Here is an 18,281-nt window from a genome sequence, read left to right as displayed (position 1 = left end):
CAGGCAGCGAGTCAGCTGATCCGGATCATCTTCTTGTTGACGAACTCGTCGATGCCGAAACGTCCGAGTTCGCGACCGAAGCCCGAACGCTTCACGCCACCGAACGGCAACTCCGCCCCCTCGGCGCCGACGGCGTTGACGAAGACCATCCCGGCCTCGATCTTGTCGGCGACGCGTAGCGCCTGGTCGGCATCGGTGGTGAAGACGTACGACCCCAGACCGAAGGGAGTGTCGTTGGCCAGTGCGACGGCGGCGTCTTCACCCGAGACCTTGTAGACGGTCGCGATCGGGCCGAACAGCTCCTGCTTGGCGACGATCGAGTCGGGGTCGACGCCGGTCAGCACGCCGGGCGGGAAGTAGGCACCCTTGCGTTCTCCTGCCGATTCGAGGCTCGCACCGGTGGCAACCACCGAGTTCACCTGCTCCTCGAGACGCTCGGCGGCAGCAACCGACGAGAGCGGAGCCAGCCCCTCCCCTGCGGCCTTGACCTTCTCGGTGAACTTGACGATGAAGTCGTCGTAGACGCTCTCGTCGACGATGAAGCGCTTCGCGGCGTTGCACGCCTGTCCGGTGTTCTCGAATCGTCCGTCGATCGCGGCCGACACCGTTGCGTCGAGGTCGTCGGTGGACAGCAGGATGAACGGATCCGACCCGCCGAGTTCGAGGACGACCTTCTTCAGGTTGCGACCCGCGACCTCTGCGACGGCAGCACCTGCGCGCTCCGATCCGGTCAGCGAGACCCCCTGCACACGCGGGTCGGCGATCGCCTCGGCGATCTGCTCATTGGTGGCGTAGACGTTCACGTACGCGCCGGCCGGGTACCCGGCGTCGAGGAAGATCTGTTGCAGAGCGGCAGCCGATTCGGGGCACTGCGGGGCGTGTTTGAGCACAATTGTGTTGCCCAGCACCAGGTTTGGACCGGCGAAACGCGCGACCTGATAGTAGGGGTAGTTCCACGGCATGATGCCGAGCAGCACACCGACAGCGCTGCGTCGAATGAACGCCGACCCCTCGCCCTCGAGCAGCGCGATCGGCTCGTCTGCGAGGAACTTCTCGGCATTGTCGGCGTAGTACTCGTAGATCGCGGCGCTGAACTCGACCTCGCCGACGGACTGGTCGTACGGCTTGCCCATCTCGCGGACGATGATCTTGGCCAGCTCGTCCTTGCGCTCGGTGTGCAGTTCGCCGACGCGTCGGATCAGTGCGGCCCGCTCGGCGACCGTCGAGTTCTTCGACCACGTCGTGAACGCATCCGACGCCGCGGTGATCGCCGCCTCGACCTGCTCATCGGTGGCGGTCGGGTACTCCTTGACGACGTCGCCGGTCGCGGGGTCGACGACTTGGTACAAGCTCATTGCGATTCTCCTCGTCTGCACGCACGGCCGCTCGGCCGACTTCATCTACGAATGTAGTAGTCGACGAGGTCGCGCGCTGAGTGAATCGACAATTCTAGGGCGCTTACGTTGCGGAATCCGCAACATTCTCACTCAAGCAGTTCACTTTTCGGCGAAACCCGCGTCCGTTGGTGACGGATTCCGCACAGTCCGGCTCTTCTGCTCACCCGCGCTCGTCAGATGATGGCCCGACGGACGATCGTCTGGTCACGGCCGGGGCCGACGCCGATGCACGAGATGTGCGCACCCGAGAGCTCCTCGAGCCGCAACACGTAGTCCTGGGCGGTCTTCGGCAGGTCGTCGAACGTCTTGCACTGTGAGATGTCCTCCCACCAGCCGGGCATGTACTCGTAGACCGGCTTGGCGTGATGGAAGCCGGTCTGGGTCATCGGCATCTCGTCGACGCGCTCGCCGTCGACCTCATAGGCCACGCAGATCGGGACGCGGTCGAGGCTGGAGAGCACGTCGAGCTTGGTCAGGAAGTAGTCGGTGATGCCGTTGATGCGCGTCGCGTAGCGGGCGATCACGGCGTCGAACCAACCGCAACGGCGGGCGCGGCCGGTGGTCACACCGACCTCGCCGCCGGTCTTCGCGAGGTACTCGCCCCACTCGTCGAACAACTCGGTCGGGAACGGACCCGAGCCGACGCGCGTGGTGTAGGCCTTCAAAATGCCGAGCACCGTGGTGATCTTGTTCGGTCCGATACCCGACCCGACAGCGGCGCCGCCTGCCGTCGGATTCGACGACGTCACGTAGGGATACGTGCCGTGGTCGACGTCGAGCAGCGTGCCCTGCGAGCCCTCGAGCAGCACCGTCTCGCCACGTTCGAGCGCCTGGTTCAGCAGGAGCTGCGTATTGGCGATGCGATGCTTGAAGCCCTCGGCCTGGGTGAGGACCTCGTCGACGACCTGCGCGGGTTCGAGTGCGCGACGGTTGTAGATCTTGACCAGGATCTGGTTCTTGAGTTCGAGCGCGGCCTCGACCTTCTGCGCGAAGATCTTCTCGTCGAGGACGTCGGCCGCACGCACGCCGACGCGCGCGATCTTGTCTTGGTAGCAGGGCCCGATGCCGCGTCCGGTCGTGCCGATCTTCTTGTTGCCGAGGAACCGCTCGGTGACCTTGTCGATCGCCACGTGATAGGGCATCAGCAGGTGGGCATCGGCCGAGATCATCAGGCCGGTGGTGTCGACGTCGCGGTCCTCGAGGCCGCTCAGCTCGGTGAGCAGCACCCCGGGGTCGACGACAACGCCGTTGCCGATGACGTTGTTGACGCCCGGCGTGAGGATGCCCGAGGGGATCAGGTGCAGGGCGAACGTCTCACCATTCGGGAGAACGACGGTGTGACCCGCGTTGTTGCCGCCCTGGTAGCGGACAACCCACTGCAGCTTCTCGCCGAGTAGATCGGTCGCCTTGCCCTTGCCCTCGTCGCCCCATTGGGCGCCGATAAGCACGATCGCTGCCATGTCCCCTACTCCTTAGCCGCGCGCATGCGGAACGCGCCGTAACGGACCTACCCTACTTGCTGACCGGGCAGAACCCTTGGCCGACGCCCCGACATCGACGTTGCGGCCCGACTACGCTCGTCGGCGTGTCCCATGCAGTTATCTCGTCGTCGACGGTGATCGTCGACGACGCCCGGCAGTCGCCACCGACCCGCAAGGCGGTACGGCGAGTCGTCGAGAGCGCGCTTTCCGACGCACCGAGCCGGCTGATCGTCGAGCCCGGCGACTGCGCATACCCCGACGTGCTGCTCGCCGAGGTGGTGGCGATCCTGATGATCTCCGAACGACTCGACGTCGAGGTCGCCTACACGCCGAGCTACGCCACCCCGGCAACCCGGCGCTACGGCCTACCGCACGGACAGGCGGCCGTCGACCTCGCCCGCGACGGCGACGCTCACGCCCTACCACTGATCCGCGACGACGCCGCCACCGTCCTCGTCGGCAGCGCACGTCACCTCGGCGCCGACGGTGCGAAGTTGCACGGCGAGAGCTATGTCGACGACGCCCGCCTGTTCACCGGTTCGGTACGCGGTGTGCGGATCGAACCGACCCGCGAGGCACCGGGCGTACGCGCCCGCGTCGAACGCACACTCCGGCAGGGCAGCTGGCACGTCGGGCGCGCGGCACAGACCGGCGGGAGCAACCTCGTCGTCGAGCGTGAAGGCGTCCTGACCGAGCGGACCGTCAAACGCTCGACGTTCTACCGCCACCACATCGACTGGAAGCTGGTCTGCCACTCATGACGGGCAATGCGTGGGCGAGCGATCGGTCGGGGCATCCGACGCCCGGCGAGATCGCCCGCGCGATACGGCCGGGATGGTTGTTCTTCGCGTTCATCGCCGTCGCGGCCGTCGGCGGCTGGATGTGCGCGGTCTCGGCACCCGGTCGCAACGCGATGTCGATCGGCGGAACCCTGCTGCTCGTACTCGCCGGCTGGGTCATCTCACTGTGTCTGCACGAATTCGGCCACGCCGTCACCGCGTTCCGGTTCGGCGATCGCAATGCCGAACTGCGCGGCTACCTCACGCTCAACCCGATGCGCTACACGCATCCGGGGTTGTCGCTCGGCCTGCCGCTGCTGATCATTCTGCTCGGCGGTATCGGATTCCCCGGCGGCGCTGTGTATCTCGACGAACGCGGGATGACCAATCGGCAGAAGACTTTGGTCTCACTCGCCGGACCCGCGATGAACATCCTGCTCGCGGCGATCCTGCTGCTCGTCATCCGCATCGCCGCACCCGACGCCTACATCCCCCTCCACTCGGGTCTGATGTCGGGGATGATCCTGGCCGTCGACGGCATCAATCTGTGGGCGGCACTGGCGATGCTCGCCTTCTTGCAGATCACCGCGGCCGTGCTCAACCTGATTCCGATGCCGGGTTTCGACGGCTACAACGCCATCGAGCCATACCTGTCGCAGCAGACACGCGCGAGCGCCGCCAAGATCGCGCCCTACGGGTTCCTGATCGTGTTCGCGCTACTGTTCATTCCTCAACTGAACGCCGCCTTCTTCGACCTCATCCGCTGGCTGTTCGAATTGTCGGGCGTGCCATCGAATCTCGCGAACCAGGGCTGGAACGTCTTCATGTTCTGGCGGACGTGATGTACCAGCGGGGCTGGCGGGCCGCTCCGCAATTCATGCCCTGCGCGTGACAAAGTAGTCGTCGAGCGTGACCATGTTGAGTCGACGCTCGCGGATGATCTCCACCAGCGTCGGATACACGTGGGTCACCGGCGGATGATTGGCGTGGCCGATGATCACGGTCTGCGGATGGAAGTACTGCCGCGCGCACTGCACCAGATAGCGCTCGGTGATCAATCCCGAGTCCGAGAGCGACCCGAACCAGAGCACGGGCGTCGTGTATCCGAGTTCTGCGGCCACGGCGTCGACCGTGTCGTTGTGGTAGCCGTACGGCGGACGAAAGAACGGAGTGCCGTCGACGCCGAACGTGTTGCGTAGGAACCGCTTACACCGCGACAGCTCGTCCGCGACACCCTCGGTCGAGAGCGACGTCAGATCGGCGTGGGTCCACGTGTGATTGCCGAGTTGGATCTGACCGGAGTCGACGAGCGGTCGTAGCTCGGCCTTGTGGTCTGTCCAGGAATCAAAGCCACCGGTGACGAAGAAGGTGAACCGCGCGCCCGTGTCACGAGCGAATCGGATGTACGCACCGACGACCTCGGAGCTCGCGCCGTCGTCGACGGTCAGCGCGAGATGCCTTCCCGTACCCGGCAATCCGGTCAGTGTGCCCGCGGGAACCGGAACCCTTCGTGCAACGTCGGGTGGTGGTACCTGCGGAATCGGTGTCTGCGCAACCGATTTCGGAGTCGGCGACATCGGGTTGGTCGACGGCAAGGCCGTCGGTGCCGACGCGTCGACGCGCGCTGTCGCACATCCCCCGAGTGCAGTGACCAACCCTGCAGCCAAGACGGTCATGAACCCCCTACGTCTCACGGCTGTGAAGATAGCCCACCAAGGTGGCGTGAGGGCAACGAGATCGAGCGTGTCGCGTTACCAGCCCATATCGTCGCGGCAGCGCTTGCCCGCTTGGTCCGGATCGACCTGAATCGTCGCGTGGGTGAGGCCGTGGCGGGCCAGCACGGCGCGCGCCTGCGGGAGCACCTCGTCGTTGGGACAGTTGCTCGCCAGATGCACTGTCGCGACGTCCATTCCGGTGGTCAGCGACCAGACGTGCAGGTCGTGGACGTCGTGGACCTCGGGGATAGCGGCGAGCTCGTCCTCGAGAGCGTCGACGTCGATGTGGTCGGGTGCCTGCTGGTTGAGAATGCGCAGGGCATCGCGGGCCAGACGCACCGCGCGGGGTACCACCCAGATCGCGATCAGGACCGCGACCACGATATCGGCGTAGCCCCAACCGGTTGTCATCGTCACGATGCCCGCGACCAACACGCCGACGCTTCCGACCGCGTCGGCCAACACCTCCATGTACGCGCCGCGCACCGCAATCGACTCCTTGGAGTCCGCACGCAGCAGCAGCATCATCGCGACGTTGACGGCCAGGCCGACCAACGCCACCACGATGAGCGTCAGCCCGGGCACTTCCGGATCAGAGCCGATGCGTCGAATCGCCTCGTACAACACGAAGACGGCAACACCGATCAGCAGCACCGCATTGGCCACCGCGGTGAAGACCTCGGCGCGATGCCACCCGAAGCTCCGCTCGGCCGTCGTCGATCCGTGACGCGCGAGCAACAGTGCGACAAGACCCATCAACAGTGCGACGACGTCGGTCAGCATGTGCCCGGCGTCGGCGATCAAGGCCAGCGAGTTGACGGCGATTCCGACGCTGAGCTCGACGACGAAATACGTCCCGATCATCGCCACGGCGACGACCATCGGCCAGATCCGCCGATTCGACGTCGCGGCGCCGGCGCCGTGCGAGTGCGTGTGTGTATGCGAGTGACCCATGGTCTCGCCAATATATGCATGTTTTCGCATATATGACAAGAGTTAGGGTCGCCTAAATCTTTGAATCACGGCAGTTTTGGGAAAAGAGAGCACCGCTCTTGCTTTCCGATCCATGCGAGCGCACACTCGAAGCATGAACAAGAGCACCGCTCTCGAAAGTGCTGAACAGTACGGCGTCGAGCTTCGCCCACTGTCTGGCCCGCGCGATTACACCTGGGGAGCGCTGGTCTTCGCTGTCGAGATCATGCTCTGGACCTTCGCGGTCGCCGTCGGCTATCACTTGGGCGCCGCATTCGCGGGTCCCGCCGCAGGCGTCCTGCTCGGTGTCGTCGCGCTCGCGGTCGTCGGCGGCGTGTGGGGGCGTTGGATGTCGCCGAAAGCGCGACGCCGCCTTCGGCTGGTCCCGCGCATCGCGCTCGGAGTCTGTCTCATCGTCGTCGCCGCGGCCGCGGCGAGCGCACTGATCGGGGTCGACGGCGCAATCGGCTGCGTCGCGGTGTCGGTGCCGATCTTCGCTCTGGGGCAGCGCGCGATCGACGGCAAGGCCTGACGCTCAGCGCAGCGTCGCCTGCGCGGAGGAGCGTCGAAGACCACACACCATCAGCAGGTCGATCAGCAGCGAACGTATCTCTGCCAGCAGCGCGGTCTCACTCATGTCACTCTCGGCGACGAGCTCCGCGCGAGCCTTGCGCGCGATCGTGCGCAGTACCCGCGCGGCGTCGGCGGGGTCGGGCGATTCGCCGGGGTCGGCGAGCATCATTCGACGCAGCGTCTCGAACGCGTCGCCGAGGTCGTCGATGATCTCGATCAGTTCGGGGCGGAGCTTCTCGCCGCGCTGCGTCATCCCGAGCGCGCGCCGTGCGACGATCCGGAAGTTGCGCACCCCGTTGTCGATGGGGTCCGCTGTCGCGGCGATTCGCTGGAGTCGTATTCGCTGCCGCCAGTACAGCGGCGAGATGGTGCTGATCTCTTTGCCGCCACGCATGTCCGAGCGCATCGTGTTGATCGCGGCCTGTGTTCCGCGCGCGCTCTCAAGCGCCGAGAACACCACGTCGGGGTCGCCCACACGCAGTCCCGCCGCGAGGGTCTTCGCGGCGTCGCGCATCGTCGCCAGAATCCCGGCCGCATCACGCCGCCCACGCGCCGCCGGGTTCGTTGGAAGTAGCGCGCCGACGGTGATGCCGACAAGTCCGCCGATCAGCGCGTCGAACGCGCGGTAGTAGCCGCCCGCCTGACCAGGCGGCAGGAGCGTCGCGACCAGCACGGCCGACGACGCCGCCTGCATCGGGATCAGCGGGCCGTCGTCGAGGAACACCGCTGTCGCCATCGCGAGTGCGACGACGACCATGATCTGCCAGGTCCCCGAGCCGATCCGCGAGATCAGCAGATCGCCGATCAGGATTCCGATGGAGACGCCGACGACCAGTTCGACGGCGCGCCGCCACCGCTGACCGAGTGACAGCCCCAGCGAGATGACAGCCGCGATCGGCGCAAAGAACGGACGTGAGTGATGCAGTAGGTCGAGAGCGATCCACCACGCCAGACCCGCCGCGATCGAGCATTGCACGATCGGTTGCAGAGAAAGGTACAGCCGCCGAATGCGGGTGCGCAGGGGGCGCGGGAGCGCGTTGACCCTGGCGCTGACCCGTGCACGCAGCGTTGCGGTCACACCAGGCCGAGTTGTTCTGCCGCGGTCGGGTCGCTTTCGTTCAGGAGGTCGAGGCAGCGCAGGTACTCGTCGCGCTCACCGACGACTCGAGCAGCTCTGGCCAACGCGCCGACGCAGCGCAGGAAGCCCTGGTTGCCCTCATGCGACCACGGAACGGGTCCGAATCCCTTCCACCCGTTGCGGCGCAGTTGGTCGAGCCCGCGGTGGTACCCGGTGCGCGCGTAGGCGTAGGCGGCGATCACGGCGTCGACGTCAGGCGTTTGTTCACCTGCGGGCTCACCGTCGGCTCCGACACCACCCGCAGTCAACGCACCTTCCGCCAGATATGCCCAGGCGATCGACGCCGTGGGATGTTCGGCGGCTACAGCAGCGGGCGATGCGCCGTTGAGCAGATCCGATTCGGCCTCGTCGTCTCCTGGGAGGAGTGTCGGTTGCGGGCCCAGCAAGTCTCCAAAGGAAGTCACACCCCTATTCAAGCATCGAGCCACGACACCGTGTCCGCTTCGGTCGACCCGCCGAGCCGGTCGGGGCACGGCCGCTCGACGCCCCCGCGACATCTGCCCGGCGGTAGTAGTCTGCGCAGATGCTCATCCCCTGCCCGGATGCCCGTGACAACGACGATTCGCTAGGGTGAATGGCGCACTTGGTCGCTGCACGACCACGACGCCGCGATGCGCGGCAGAATCCACTTGCTCGAGGAAGGAATGGTGATCGACGATGCCTCAATCCGGTGATCGGAAATCGGCTGTCACCAAAGCCTTCTCGGTGATACGCAAGAAGGCCGCCGAACGTCTGGAGGGGACGTCGAGCCGGACCTACTCGTCGCCGACCAAGAACTCAGCACCGGCCGCGTCCACTGCGAGGACGTCGACGCGCAGCGAGACAGCGGGCAAGAGCGAGACGGCGGGCAAGAAGGAATCGGCGGGCGCCGAGGCAACAACAGTCACGGATACACAAACGGGGGAATCGGGATCATCTGTGGACAAGTCTCAGGTCGATGAGGTGGGCGCCGGCGGCGCACAGGGGACGGATTCACGCCCGAGTGGCCCGAAGCCCCGTGGAGGTCGAGGCATCGACTCCGCGACAAAGGTGATCTCGCGGGATCAGCTTCCCGATCCCAGCACGCTCGACGACCTCGACGACATCGATCCCCTCGCGGGCGGCACCGAGGCCGACGACGCCAAAGCAGCCGAAGCAACTGACACCGACAGTTCCGACGCCGCGAGTTCGGACGACAAGGGTTCGGACGACAAGGGTCACAAGCCCGCGGTCGTGAAGGTTGCCGGCACGGCGTCGCCGAGCGCCACCGACACCACGGTGATCAAGCGCGACGACCTGCCGGATACCAGCGACATGCCCGACCTCGACGACGTCGACATCACGGGCACCGACTCCGCTGAGGAGTCCGGCGCTGAAGAGTCCGCTAGCAGCGAGGACACCGACAGCGCCGAAGAGACCGCTAGCACCGAGGACACCGACAGCGCCGAGGACACCGACAGCGCCGACCAAGACGATCAGGGCAACGCGGGGAAGATCGCGGCCGCGGGCGCGGTCGCAGCGGGAGTCGCAGGCGCGGCCGCCGTGGCAGCGCACGACACCGACGACGCCGAGACCGACGAGACCGATACGGACGAGAAGGCAGTCGACGAGAGCGACGCCGACGAGAAGGTAGTCGACGAGACAGCCGACGACGCCGCCGAGTTCCCTGCGGCTGACGAGTCTTCTGCCGCCGAGATCGAAGACGCCGACGACACCGCGGACGCCGTCGCTGCCGACCGCGCCGAGGCGGAGTCCGAAGTGGAGCTGGACGGTGCCGATCACGAAGCGAAGCTTGACGACGCCGATCCCGAAACCGTCGACGCCACCGATGCCGAGCACGAGAAGGAAGACGCCGAAGCTCGCCTCGAAGCCTTCGAAGCGACCACGGACGCGGGCGACCTGAGCGTCGAAGAAGCCGCGACCGACGGAGACATCGGCGACTTCGAACCCATCGACGAGATCGACCAGGCCGACGAGCCCGGCGACGAAACACCAACGGCCGCAGCGACTTCCGCAGCTGCTGCCACCTCCGCAGCCGCCGTCACATCCGAGTCCGACGACACCGCCGACACCGAGGCCGGCACGGAGACTGGCGTCGACGACGAGACAGTTGCCGAAGACCAGACAGTTGCCGAAGACCAGACCGCGCACGGCGACGAACCCGCCGACGTTGACGACGTCGACGACGCATCGGCTGAGACCGAGCCCGAAACCGACGCCGAACAAGCCGACACCGACGAGGCGGCCGACGCGGAAACCGCAGAAGATGACAGCACTTCTGTCGATGAAGAACTCACCGACGAAGAACCCGTCGACGAAGCGCTCACCGACGAGGAACCCACAGGCGAAGAGCCCACCGACGAGCAGCCCGCCGACGACGAAGACACCATCGACGGTGAGGCGGAGACCGTCGCGCTGAAGGCACAGAAGCCCGACGCCCCGACCGACAGCGCCACCACCGACAAGGTGAACATCGGCAAGGGCGCGGCGGTTGTCGGCGGCGCGGCTGCCGCGGGAGCCGCCGCAGTCGGAGCGGGCGCAGCAGCAGGGTCCGCAGCGAAGACCGCACAAACGTCGACGGCTCGTCCCACGACGTCGACCGGTTGGTCGACCACGCCGCACCAGCCACAGGTGATTCCACCTGCCGGAACGTCGACGACGACCACTGCGAAGAGCAAGGAAGGCTCCAGCCGTCGTCTGCTGCTGACGGTCGGCGCGCTCGTCGTCCTGGCGCTGGTCGTCGTGGGAGTTGTGTGGGGCGTTATCGCATCGCGCGCCAAGCCTGCAGCCGACCAGGCTGCCGACGCAGCGTCGAAGTTCTCCACCGCCCTCTACAACGGCGACCTCTCGACGCTGCGCTCAGTGACGTGCGGTCAGGAGAATCAGTTCTACACCAACATCTCCGACGCTGATTTCCAGAAGATCTACTCGGCACAGAAGGCGCGCAACGAGTTGGTCCGCACCGGAGACATCAAGGCGTCGAAGGTGACCGACGACGGGGCAAAGGCGGTCGTCGAGGTGACTGCCTACCAAACCAGCAACCCCAACGAGCCTCAGACCGTCACCATCAATCTCCAGAAGGATGGCAGCGACTGGAAGGTCTGCACGCCGCGGTGACCGGTCGCAGGGCGCCAGGTCCCCTACGCGACGACATTCCCGGCACAGGGTGGGTGCCGGGTGGGCATGCGCCGGTCCACCGTCCGACGACCCAGCCGCTGCGGGTTACGCCCCGACCAGCGCGACGCTCCTATGTCCCGGCAGCCGACGCGCCGGGCGCCACACCGTTCGGCCATCCGAAGCAACTCGACGTCCCTGTACGACGCCCCGCTCCCCGGAGCGTCCACTCTCAGCGGGTCCGGGTGCAACGTCGAGCCGACCCCGCAGTGATCTGCGCGGCGATCGCCATGGCCGCGTTGGCCTTGACCGTCGCCATCGGGTTGATCTGGTCCTGAGCGCACTGAGCGCGTAGGCCCCGTTGTTGCGGTTGCCCAGGCGCTCGGATACCGCGCCTCTGGGCAACCGCAACTCGCGACCCAGCACGCCCTTTTCCCGCCATTCCGACACAAGCACCGCGCGCCCCCTCCCGAACCGAGAGGGGGCGCGCGGTGGTCTGCGTGCGAAGTTCAGGCGTGAAACGTCAGGCGCTGATCGACTTGCCGTTCGACTTCAGGTCGTCGCATGCCTCGACAACGCGCTCGGACATGTTGGTCTCAGCCTTCTTCGACCAGACGCGCGGGTCGTAGGCCTTCTTGTTGCCGACCTCGCCGTCGACCTTCAGCACGCCGTCGTAGTTGCTGAACATGTGCCCGGCGATCGGTCGGGTGTAGGCGTACTGGGTGTCGGTGTCGACGTTCATCTTGACGACGCCGTACGTGAGCGCTTCCTCGATCTCGCTCTTGAGCGAGCCCGATCCGCCGTGGAACACGAAGTCGAACGGCTTGGAGCCCTCAGGCAGACCGAGCTTCTTGCTCGCGACGTCCTGGCCCAGCTTGAGCACGTCGGGGCGCAGCTTCACGTTGCCCGGCTTGTAGACGCCGTGCACGTTGCCGAAGGTGGCGGCGAGCAGGTACTTGCCCTTCTCACCTGCGCCGAGCGCGTCGACGGTCTTCTCGAAGTCCTCGGCCGAGGTGTAGAGCTTGTCGTTGATCTCCGCCTCGACACCGTCTTCTTCACCACCGACGACGCCGATCTCGACCTCGAGGATGATCTTCGCCGCAGCCGCCTTGACGAGCAGTTCCTGCGCGATCTCGAGGTTCTCGTCGATCGGCACAGCGCTGCCGTCCCACATATGCGACTGGAACAGCGGATTCTTGCCGGCGTCGACGCGCTCCTGGGAGATCGCGAGCAGCGGACGCACGTAGGTGTCGAGCTTGTCCTTGGGACAGTGGTCGGTGTGCAGCGCGATCGTCACGTCGTACTTGGCGGCCACCACGTGCGCGAACTCGGCGAGCGCAACCGCGCCCGTCACCATGTCCTTGACGCCGAGGCCCGAGCCGAACTCGGCCCCACCGGTGGAGAACTGGATGATGCCGTCGCTCCCGGCATCGGCGAAGCCCTTGATGGCCGCATTGATCGTCGACGACGAGGTGCAGTTGATCGCGGGAAATGCGTAGCCACCCTCCTTCGCCTTCGCGTACATCTCGGCGTACTGCTCTGGGGCTGCAATGGGCATGTCACGTCCTCCAACCGGGTGGGATCTCACACTTCGAGCTCTGTTGAGTCCCCCTCAGTATGGCAAGTGCCACTCCAGCGTGTGCAGGACGCTCTCACCTGCGTCTAAACCTCCGCGTCGACACCTGCGCCCGCGCGCGAATAGGACGCTTTGTCCGTTTCCGCTACCCTCGGAGCCGTGACCGCCTCTGTTCTCGACGCCACAGCCCCCGTTCTCGCAGCAACGACGACCGACCTCGCCCTTCTCCCCGGCTTCCTCGACCCCGTCAACCTGCTGAACTCCTTCGGCACCTGGATTCTCGCCGGACTGCTGTTGGTGGTCTTCATCGAGTCAGGACTGCTCTTCCCGCTACTCCCAGGCGACTCACTGCTCTTCACCGCGGGCCTGATCGTGGCTGCGAAGTCGGCCGACATCGAGCCGTTCGCCCCACTGTGGGTGCTGCTGGTGACCATTCCGATCGCGGCGTTCCTCGGCGACCAGGTCGGGTACCTCATCGGCAACAGACTCGGGTACTCCCTGTTCAAGCCGGACGCCCGCATCTTGAAGCAGTCCTACATCGTCGAGGCCCACGAGTTCTTCGAGAAGCACGGCCCCATCACCATCTTCCTGGCGCGCTTCGTGCCGATCGTGCGCACCTATGCACCGCTGGTCGCCGGAGCTGCAAAGATGCGCTACTCCACGTTCCTCGCCTACAACGCGATCGGCGCGGTCGTCTGGGGTGCAGGCGTGACGCTCCTGGGATACTTCCTCGGCCAGATCGCGTTCATTCGCGACAACGTCGACGTGATCTTCCTGCTGATCGTCTTCATCTCGGTGCTCCCGATCATCTCCGAGGTGGTCAAGCGCTGGCGACGTTCCCGCCAACCCGTCGTCGAAGAGAAGGTCGACGCCGCGGAGCGCGCATAGGACACCGCCCCCGCGCATAGACACCGCCGCGTAGCGGACATAGTGGACACCGCGGTGTAGCGCTCCCCCGATGGGGGCTGCGCCACATTCGGCACTGCACGCCGGGCACGGCCGCTTCTGACAGCCACTCATTAGCTCTCGGACAGCTTCGCCAAGTAGCCTGGTGACCCGTGATCGACACCGCACTTGCCCATACGACCACCGTGGTCGCTCTCCCCGGCATTCTCGACCCCATCAACGTGCTGAGCTGGTTCGGCGCCTGGGCGTTCTGGGGGCTGCTCCTGGTCGTCTTCATCGAGTCGGGTGTGCTGTTCCCGGTCCTCCCCGGTGACTCGCTGCTGTTCGTCGCGGGCATGGTGGTCGCGGCAGGTGGCAAGGACGGCATCGACCAGTTCGCGTCGCTATGGCAGCTGTTGGTCTTCGTGCCGATCGCCGCGATCCTCGGCGGTCAGGTGGGTTATTGGATCGGCCGATTCATCGGGACCGAGATGTTCAAACCCGATGCCCGGTTCCTCAAGGAGCGCTATCTCATCGAGGCGCAGGAGTTCTTCGACAAGCACGGCCCGATCACCATTTTCCTGGCCCGCTTCGTGCCCATCGTGCGCACCATCGCTCCCATCGTCGCCGGCGCCGCGCGCATGAAGTGGTCGGTGTTCGCGCTCTACAACGTGATCGGAGCCATCGTCTGGGGTGCCGGCATCGTTCTGCTCGGCTACTGGCTCGGCCGGTTCGAGGTGGTGCAGAAGCTCATCGAGCCGATCTTCATCCTGATCGTCATCCTGTCGATCGCCCCGATGCTCATCGAGTGGTATCGCCGACGACGCGCCGCGAAGAAGGTCGCGACCGATGCCGTCGCGACCTCGGAGGCGACGGCCACGGCCGATCCGCACTCCTCCGACAACGTCTGACGCCTGGCGTCACCACGCGTCGTCGAGGTCGGCGTGTTGCCGAATCCACGCGTGCATGGCGATTCCCGCCGCTACCCCGGCGTTGATGCTCCGTGTTGATCCGAACTGCGCGATCGACACCGCCAGGTCCGCCTGCGCTTGTGCGTCGTCACTGACGCCGGGCCCCTCCTGACCGAAGAGCAGTACGCATTCTCGTGGGAGATCAGCGGTTTCCAGCGGTACCGACCCCGGAGTGTTGTCGACGGCGACCACGGCGAGACCGTTGTCGCGCGCCCACGTCATCAGCTCCGACACCGAATCATGGTGCAGCAGATGCTGATAGCGATCGGTCACCATTGCTCCGCGACGATTCCAGCGGCGTCGTCCGACGATGTGCACCGCCGACGCGGCAAACGCATTCGCGGTCCGCACCACGGTCCCGATGTTGGCGTCGTGCGCGAAGTTCTCGATGGCGACATGAAACGGGTGTCGACGCGCGTCGATGTCATCGACGATCGCCTCGCGGCGCCAATACCGGTATGCATCAACGACATTCCGGGTATCACCCTCGGCGAGCAGTTCCGGGTCGTAGCGCGGATCGTCGGGGATTCGACCATCCCGTTCGACGTCCCACGGCCCCACTCCGACGGCGGGCCGTGCCTGCCATTCGGTGGGTCCGGGTACGTCCGAACCCTCGGGCGAGTCAGATCCCTCGGGTGGCCCAGATCCCTCTGGCGACATGCCGCCGGTCGACATCGCCTCAGGCAAGCCCGATGTCGGCGAGGCCGAGGAGAGATCGGTACGGCACACCGAGTTTCGTGATCACGTCGTCGGCGCCGGTTGCGCGATCGACGACGGTCGCAACACCCACCACGACAGCTCCGGCCTCGCGCGCAGCCGCCACAGCGGTTGCCGGCGAATTGCCCGTGGTGCTGGTGTCCTCGACGATCAGCACCGCTTTGCCTGCGATGTCCGGGCCCTCCACCTGACGCTGCATTCCGTGCGCCTTGGCCGCCTTGCGCACCACGAATGCGTCGATGGGGCGTCCGGGCGCGTGCATGATCGCGGTCGCAACCGGGTCGGCACCCAACGTCAACCCGCCGACCGACTGGTATCCCCAGTCGGCGGTGAGCTGTCGCATGAGCTTGCCGATCAGCGGCGACGCCTCGTGATGCAGCGTGGCGCGTCGCAGGTCGACGTAGTAGTCGGCTTCACGTCCCGACGACAACGTCACCTTGCCGTGCACCACAGACAGTTCGGCGACGAGTCGCGCGAGCGCCGCGCGGGCGTCGCCGTCGACCTCGGGGGTCGCGGATGCGGAGGGCGTTGAGGAGGTCACAGTCGGCTCACTCTTCCTGCTCGTGCGTCGCGGTGGGATGTCTCGATGGCTGCTTGTGTCTCGAAAACTGCGTGAAACACTCAGTCACGACGATGATGCCGATTGGAGCGTTCACCCGTCTCGGGCGGCTGCGCGCTGCGTGACCGCCGCACCGGCATCGGGGTCATGCCGCGGCCGGTCGACGGCGTCGACGCGCGCCTGGCTCCGGTCTCGCTCTGCGGTTGCTCGGCCTGTGGTGGCTGGTTCTGTGGTTGCTGGTTCTGGGGTGGCGGTTGACGGCGCGTCGCGGGAGCTGCTGCCTCCTGCGCCTGAATGCGCGCCCGACGTTCCTTGTCGCGCATCGACTCGGTCTTCTCGTCGGCAAACTCTTCGCGCGTCGGCCCGTGCGGATCACGCGGGTCCGGCGGATCCTGGGGGTCCTGCACCGGCGGGAGTACACGCAGCAGGTCAGCGAAGCGTCGAACCACTTCGAGTCCCGTGTCGAGCTTGGTCGCGTCATCGGTCAACGGCATCGAACCGAGCGCCCAGTTGCCTTCGTCCCACAGCACCTCGACGTACGACGGCGCGTTGTTGGCCAGCGCGACCATCCTCCGGTCGCACACCCGTCGTGCGACGTCGAGGTCATTGGAGAACATGACACGCGGACCCATCGCACCGAGCAGTTCGACGTCGTCCTCCGCGGGCGCGAGCACATCCTCGTGGCGAAGGTCGACGATCACGTTCGACGGCGCGTTACGACGCACCGCGATCACGGTTGCGGTATCAGCGAGGTCGAAGACGACAGCCTCGGCACCGCCATAAACTCCGTATGCGACATCTTGAACCCCGACGCTGTCGGGAACGTTCATCGTCGCGCGGTGGAACACCTTGCGCAGCTTGGTATCTGAGGCACGGTAGGAGAAGTCGTGGGCATCACCCCACACGGCACGCTGGTGGCGGGTGCCGCTGGAACGCTTGCGGTCGAGCCACAGCAGGGCCGCCGCACCGGCCAGCGCCACGGCTGCGATCACGAAATAGACGATGGTCATCGCGCTACAGCCTACTTCAGGGGCACGCCGCTGATCGAGAATGCCTCGCTGCTGATCGAGCGCGCCCCACCCAACCGCTGATCGAGCCCACCCCGCTGATCGAGCCTGTCGAGATCACCACCCGCCGATCGAGCGCCCCCTCGCTGATCGAGCCGCCCCTCGCCGATCGAGCCCCGCTCCGCTGATCGAGCTTGTCGAGATCACCGATCGAGCCAAACCCCCGCTGATCGAGCTTGTCGAGATCACCGACCGAGCCCACCAGCACGGGCGCACCGTGGTTTCGACACGGCAGCTCGCTACGCTCGCGGCCTGCTCAACCAGCGGAAAATCCCCGCTGATCGAGCCAACCCCCGCTGATCGAGCTTGTCGAGATCACCTCCCCGACGCCACGTACCCCCGCCGCTTGTCGACGACGTTCCGCAGCGCCGTCGACAACTCCTCGCCGCCGGCCTCGCGCCCAGCCTCGACGTACCGCCGCAGATTGTCGAGCACCTGATCGGCGAGCTCGTCGCGCCACCCCACGACGTCGCCGCTCATATGCGCCGAGATCGCGACGTTGTCGAAGTCCCACAGGGGGCTGTCGTCTGGCAGCGGTTCGGTGACGAAGACATCGAGCGACGCCGCGCCGATCCCGCCGCTGCGCAGCGCGTCGGCCAGCGCCTCCTCGTCGACGAGCCTTCCCCTTCCGACGTTGACAAGGTGCGCGTCGGAACGCATCGCCGACAGCACCGACGCGTCGATCATGCCCTCGGTCTGCGCAGTGAGCGGCGCCACGACGACGACGTTGTCGAATTCGCCGACGTACGTGCTCAATTCGTCGGTCACACGCACCTCGCCGAAGTCGGGATCGTCGTGACGTGCCGTGCGCCCGGCGCCGGTCACGCGCATCCCGACGGCGCGCAGCAGCCGCGCAATCGCGCGTCCGATCCCGCCGGTCCCGATGACCAACACCGACGACCCCGCGGTCCGCGTCGTCTCGCGCCACACCCAGTCGTGCGCCGACTGCAGGCGCGCCGATTCGTGTAAGCGCTTGTCCCGCGCCAGGATCGACGCCAGCACGAACTCCGCGATCGGTTGGTCGAAGACGCCGTGTGCGTTGGTCACCACGATGTCGGAGTCGGCGAGCTCGTCGAACAGCAGCGAATCGACGCCCGCGGCGCAGACGTGCACCCAGCGCAGCGATTGTGTTGCGGCGCCCCAGTTGTCGCGCAGCGCGCGGGAGAAGAAGTCCCACACGACGAGAACATCGGCGCCCGGCAGCACCTGCGGCAAGGTCTCGACAGTGCACTGCCGCACGTCGGCGAGCGCCTCGAGGTCAGCGAGGTTGTAGGGACCCGGCGCGTCGTCGGCGCCGAGGAGAACAAGTTGCGGCTTGGTGGACGTCACACCCGCCACCGTATCCGTGTACGCACCCA

Annotated in this window: 18 protein-coding genes; 7 read left to right on the top strand and 11 right to left on the bottom strand. The window is 66.2% G+C overall.

Annotated features, from left to right (window positions below; all coding sequences use genetic code 11):
• Positions 1–11 precede the first annotated feature (11 nt).
• Both A5788_RS21105 and A5788_RS21100 read right to left on the bottom strand, forming a co-directional pair.
• Positions 12–1,355, bottom strand: coding sequence for an NAD-dependent succinate-semialdehyde dehydrogenase (locus A5788_RS21105; RefSeq protein ID WP_005207589.1), 1,344 nt, complete (start codon positions 1,353–1,355; stop codon positions 12–14).
• A gap of 215 nt (positions 1,356–1,570) precedes the next feature.
• Positions 1,571–2,857 carry an adenylosuccinate synthase gene (locus tag A5788_RS21100; RefSeq protein WP_005207590.1) on the bottom strand — a complete coding sequence of 429 codons (1,287 nt, stop codon included), beginning with the start codon at positions 2,855–2,857 and terminating at the stop codon, positions 1,571–1,573.
• Positions 2,858–3,012: 155 nt separating this feature from the next.
• On the opposite strand from A5788_RS21100, the gene A5788_RS21095 reads away from it, so the two are divergent.
• Positions 3,013–3,639: a hypothetical protein gene (locus A5788_RS21095; protein WP_156525576.1), complete on the top strand. Its 627-nt coding sequence runs from the start codon at positions 3,013–3,015 to the stop codon at positions 3,637–3,639.
• Positions 3,636–4,499, top strand: a complete 864-nt coding sequence (locus A5788_RS21090) for a site-2 protease family protein (RefSeq protein ID WP_064867391.1) — start codon at positions 3,636–3,638, stop codon at positions 4,497–4,499. Before A5788_RS21095 ends, A5788_RS21090 begins: the two co-directional genes overlap by 4 nt.
• A 33-nt stretch (positions 4,500–4,532) precedes the next feature.
• Here A5788_RS21090 and A5788_RS21085 read toward each other — a convergent pair whose 3' ends face one another.
• Complete coding sequence (locus A5788_RS21085; protein ID WP_064867389.1) at positions 4,533–5,333, bottom strand: polysaccharide deacetylase family protein; 801 nt, start codon at positions 5,331–5,333, stop codon at positions 4,533–4,535.
• A gap of 75 nt (positions 5,334–5,408) precedes the next feature.
• Positions 5,409–6,326, bottom strand: coding sequence for a cation diffusion facilitator family transporter (locus A5788_RS21080; protein WP_064867387.1), 918 nt, complete (start codon positions 6,324–6,326; stop codon positions 5,409–5,411).
• Positions 6,327–6,459: 133 nt separating this feature from the next.
• On the opposite strand from A5788_RS21080, the gene A5788_RS21075 reads away from it, so the two are divergent.
• Positions 6,460–6,876: a DUF2568 domain-containing protein gene (locus A5788_RS21075; RefSeq protein ID WP_064867385.1), complete on the top strand. Its 417-nt coding sequence runs from the start codon at positions 6,460–6,462 to the stop codon at positions 6,874–6,876.
• Between the two features lie 3 nt (positions 6,877–6,879).
• On the opposite strand, the gene A5788_RS21070 is transcribed toward A5788_RS21075, so the two are convergent.
• Positions 6,880–7,995 carry an FUSC family protein gene (locus tag A5788_RS21070; RefSeq protein WP_064867383.1) on the bottom strand — a complete coding sequence of 372 codons (1,116 nt, stop codon included), beginning with the start codon at positions 7,993–7,995 and terminating at the stop codon, positions 6,880–6,882.
• Positions 7,992–8,459, bottom strand: a complete 468-nt coding sequence (locus A5788_RS21065) for a DUF3151 domain-containing protein (protein WP_039856335.1) — start codon at positions 8,457–8,459, stop codon at positions 7,992–7,994. Before A5788_RS21065 ends, A5788_RS21070 begins: the two co-directional genes overlap by 4 nt.
• Positions 8,460–8,712: 253 nt before the next feature.
• Here A5788_RS21065 and A5788_RS21060 point away from each other — a divergent pair, with 253 nt between their 5' ends.
• The gene (locus tag A5788_RS21060) at positions 8,713–11,151 is read left to right on the top strand and encodes an Rv0361 family membrane protein (protein ID WP_064867381.1); all 2,439 of its coding nucleotides are present in this window, start codon (positions 8,713–8,715) and stop codon (positions 11,149–11,151) included.
• Positions 11,148–11,486, top strand: coding sequence for a hypothetical protein (locus tag A5788_RS21055; protein ID WP_005207603.1), 339 nt, complete (start codon positions 11,148–11,150; stop codon positions 11,484–11,486). Before A5788_RS21060 ends, A5788_RS21055 begins: the two co-directional genes overlap by 4 nt.
• A 185-nt stretch (positions 11,487–11,671) precedes the next feature.
• On the opposite strand, the gene fbaA is transcribed toward A5788_RS21055, so the two are convergent.
• On the bottom strand, positions 11,672–12,706 hold the full coding sequence (gene fbaA / locus A5788_RS21050) for a class II fructose-bisphosphate aldolase (RefSeq protein WP_064867379.1): 1,035 nt from the start codon (positions 12,704–12,706) through the stop codon (positions 11,672–11,674).
• A 177-nt stretch (positions 12,707–12,883) separates the two neighbouring features.
• Here fbaA and A5788_RS21045 point away from each other — a divergent pair, with 177 nt between their 5' ends.
• Positions 12,884–13,612, top strand: coding sequence for a VTT domain-containing protein (locus A5788_RS21045; protein WP_049699989.1), 729 nt, complete (start codon positions 12,884–12,886; stop codon positions 13,610–13,612).
• A gap of 170 nt (positions 13,613–13,782) precedes the next feature.
• Positions 13,783–14,520 carry a DedA family protein gene (locus tag A5788_RS21040; protein ID WP_049699990.1) on the top strand — a complete coding sequence of 246 codons (738 nt, stop codon included), beginning with the start codon at positions 13,783–13,785 and terminating at the stop codon, positions 14,518–14,520.
• 9 nt (positions 14,521–14,529) lie between these two features.
• Here the strand turns inward: A5788_RS21040 and A5788_RS21035 are convergent, their stop codons facing one another.
• The 4 genes from A5788_RS21035 to A5788_RS21015 form a co-directional block, all read right to left on the bottom strand.
• Positions 14,530–15,240, bottom strand: coding sequence for a TrmH family RNA methyltransferase (locus A5788_RS21035; protein WP_064867439.1), 711 nt, complete (start codon positions 15,238–15,240; stop codon positions 14,530–14,532).
• A gap of 19 nt (positions 15,241–15,259) precedes the next feature.
• Entirely contained in the window at positions 15,260–15,838 is a 579-nt protein-coding gene (gene pyrE, locus A5788_RS21030; RefSeq protein WP_064867377.1) for an orotate phosphoribosyltransferase, read from the bottom strand.
• 80 nt (positions 15,839–15,918) lie between these two features.
• Positions 15,919–16,866 (bottom strand): hypothetical protein, encoded by a 948-nt coding sequence (locus tag A5788_RS21025; RefSeq protein ID WP_064867375.1) that lies wholly within the window; start codon positions 16,864–16,866, stop codon positions 15,919–15,921.
• A 372-nt stretch (positions 16,867–17,238) separates the two neighbouring features.
• Positions 17,239–18,252, bottom strand: coding sequence for a D-2-hydroxyacid dehydrogenase (locus A5788_RS21015; protein ID WP_156525575.1), 1,014 nt, complete (start codon positions 18,250–18,252; stop codon positions 17,239–17,241).
• Positions 18,253–18,281: the final 29 nt, after the last annotated feature.

This window comes from Gordonia sp. 852002-50816_SCH5313054-c, from assembly GCF_001665925.1.
Taxonomy (GTDB): domain Bacteria; phylum Actinomycetota; class Actinomycetes; order Mycobacteriales; family Mycobacteriaceae; genus Gordonia; species Gordonia jacobaea.
This window is presented reverse-complemented; position numbering and strand designations above follow the sequence as displayed.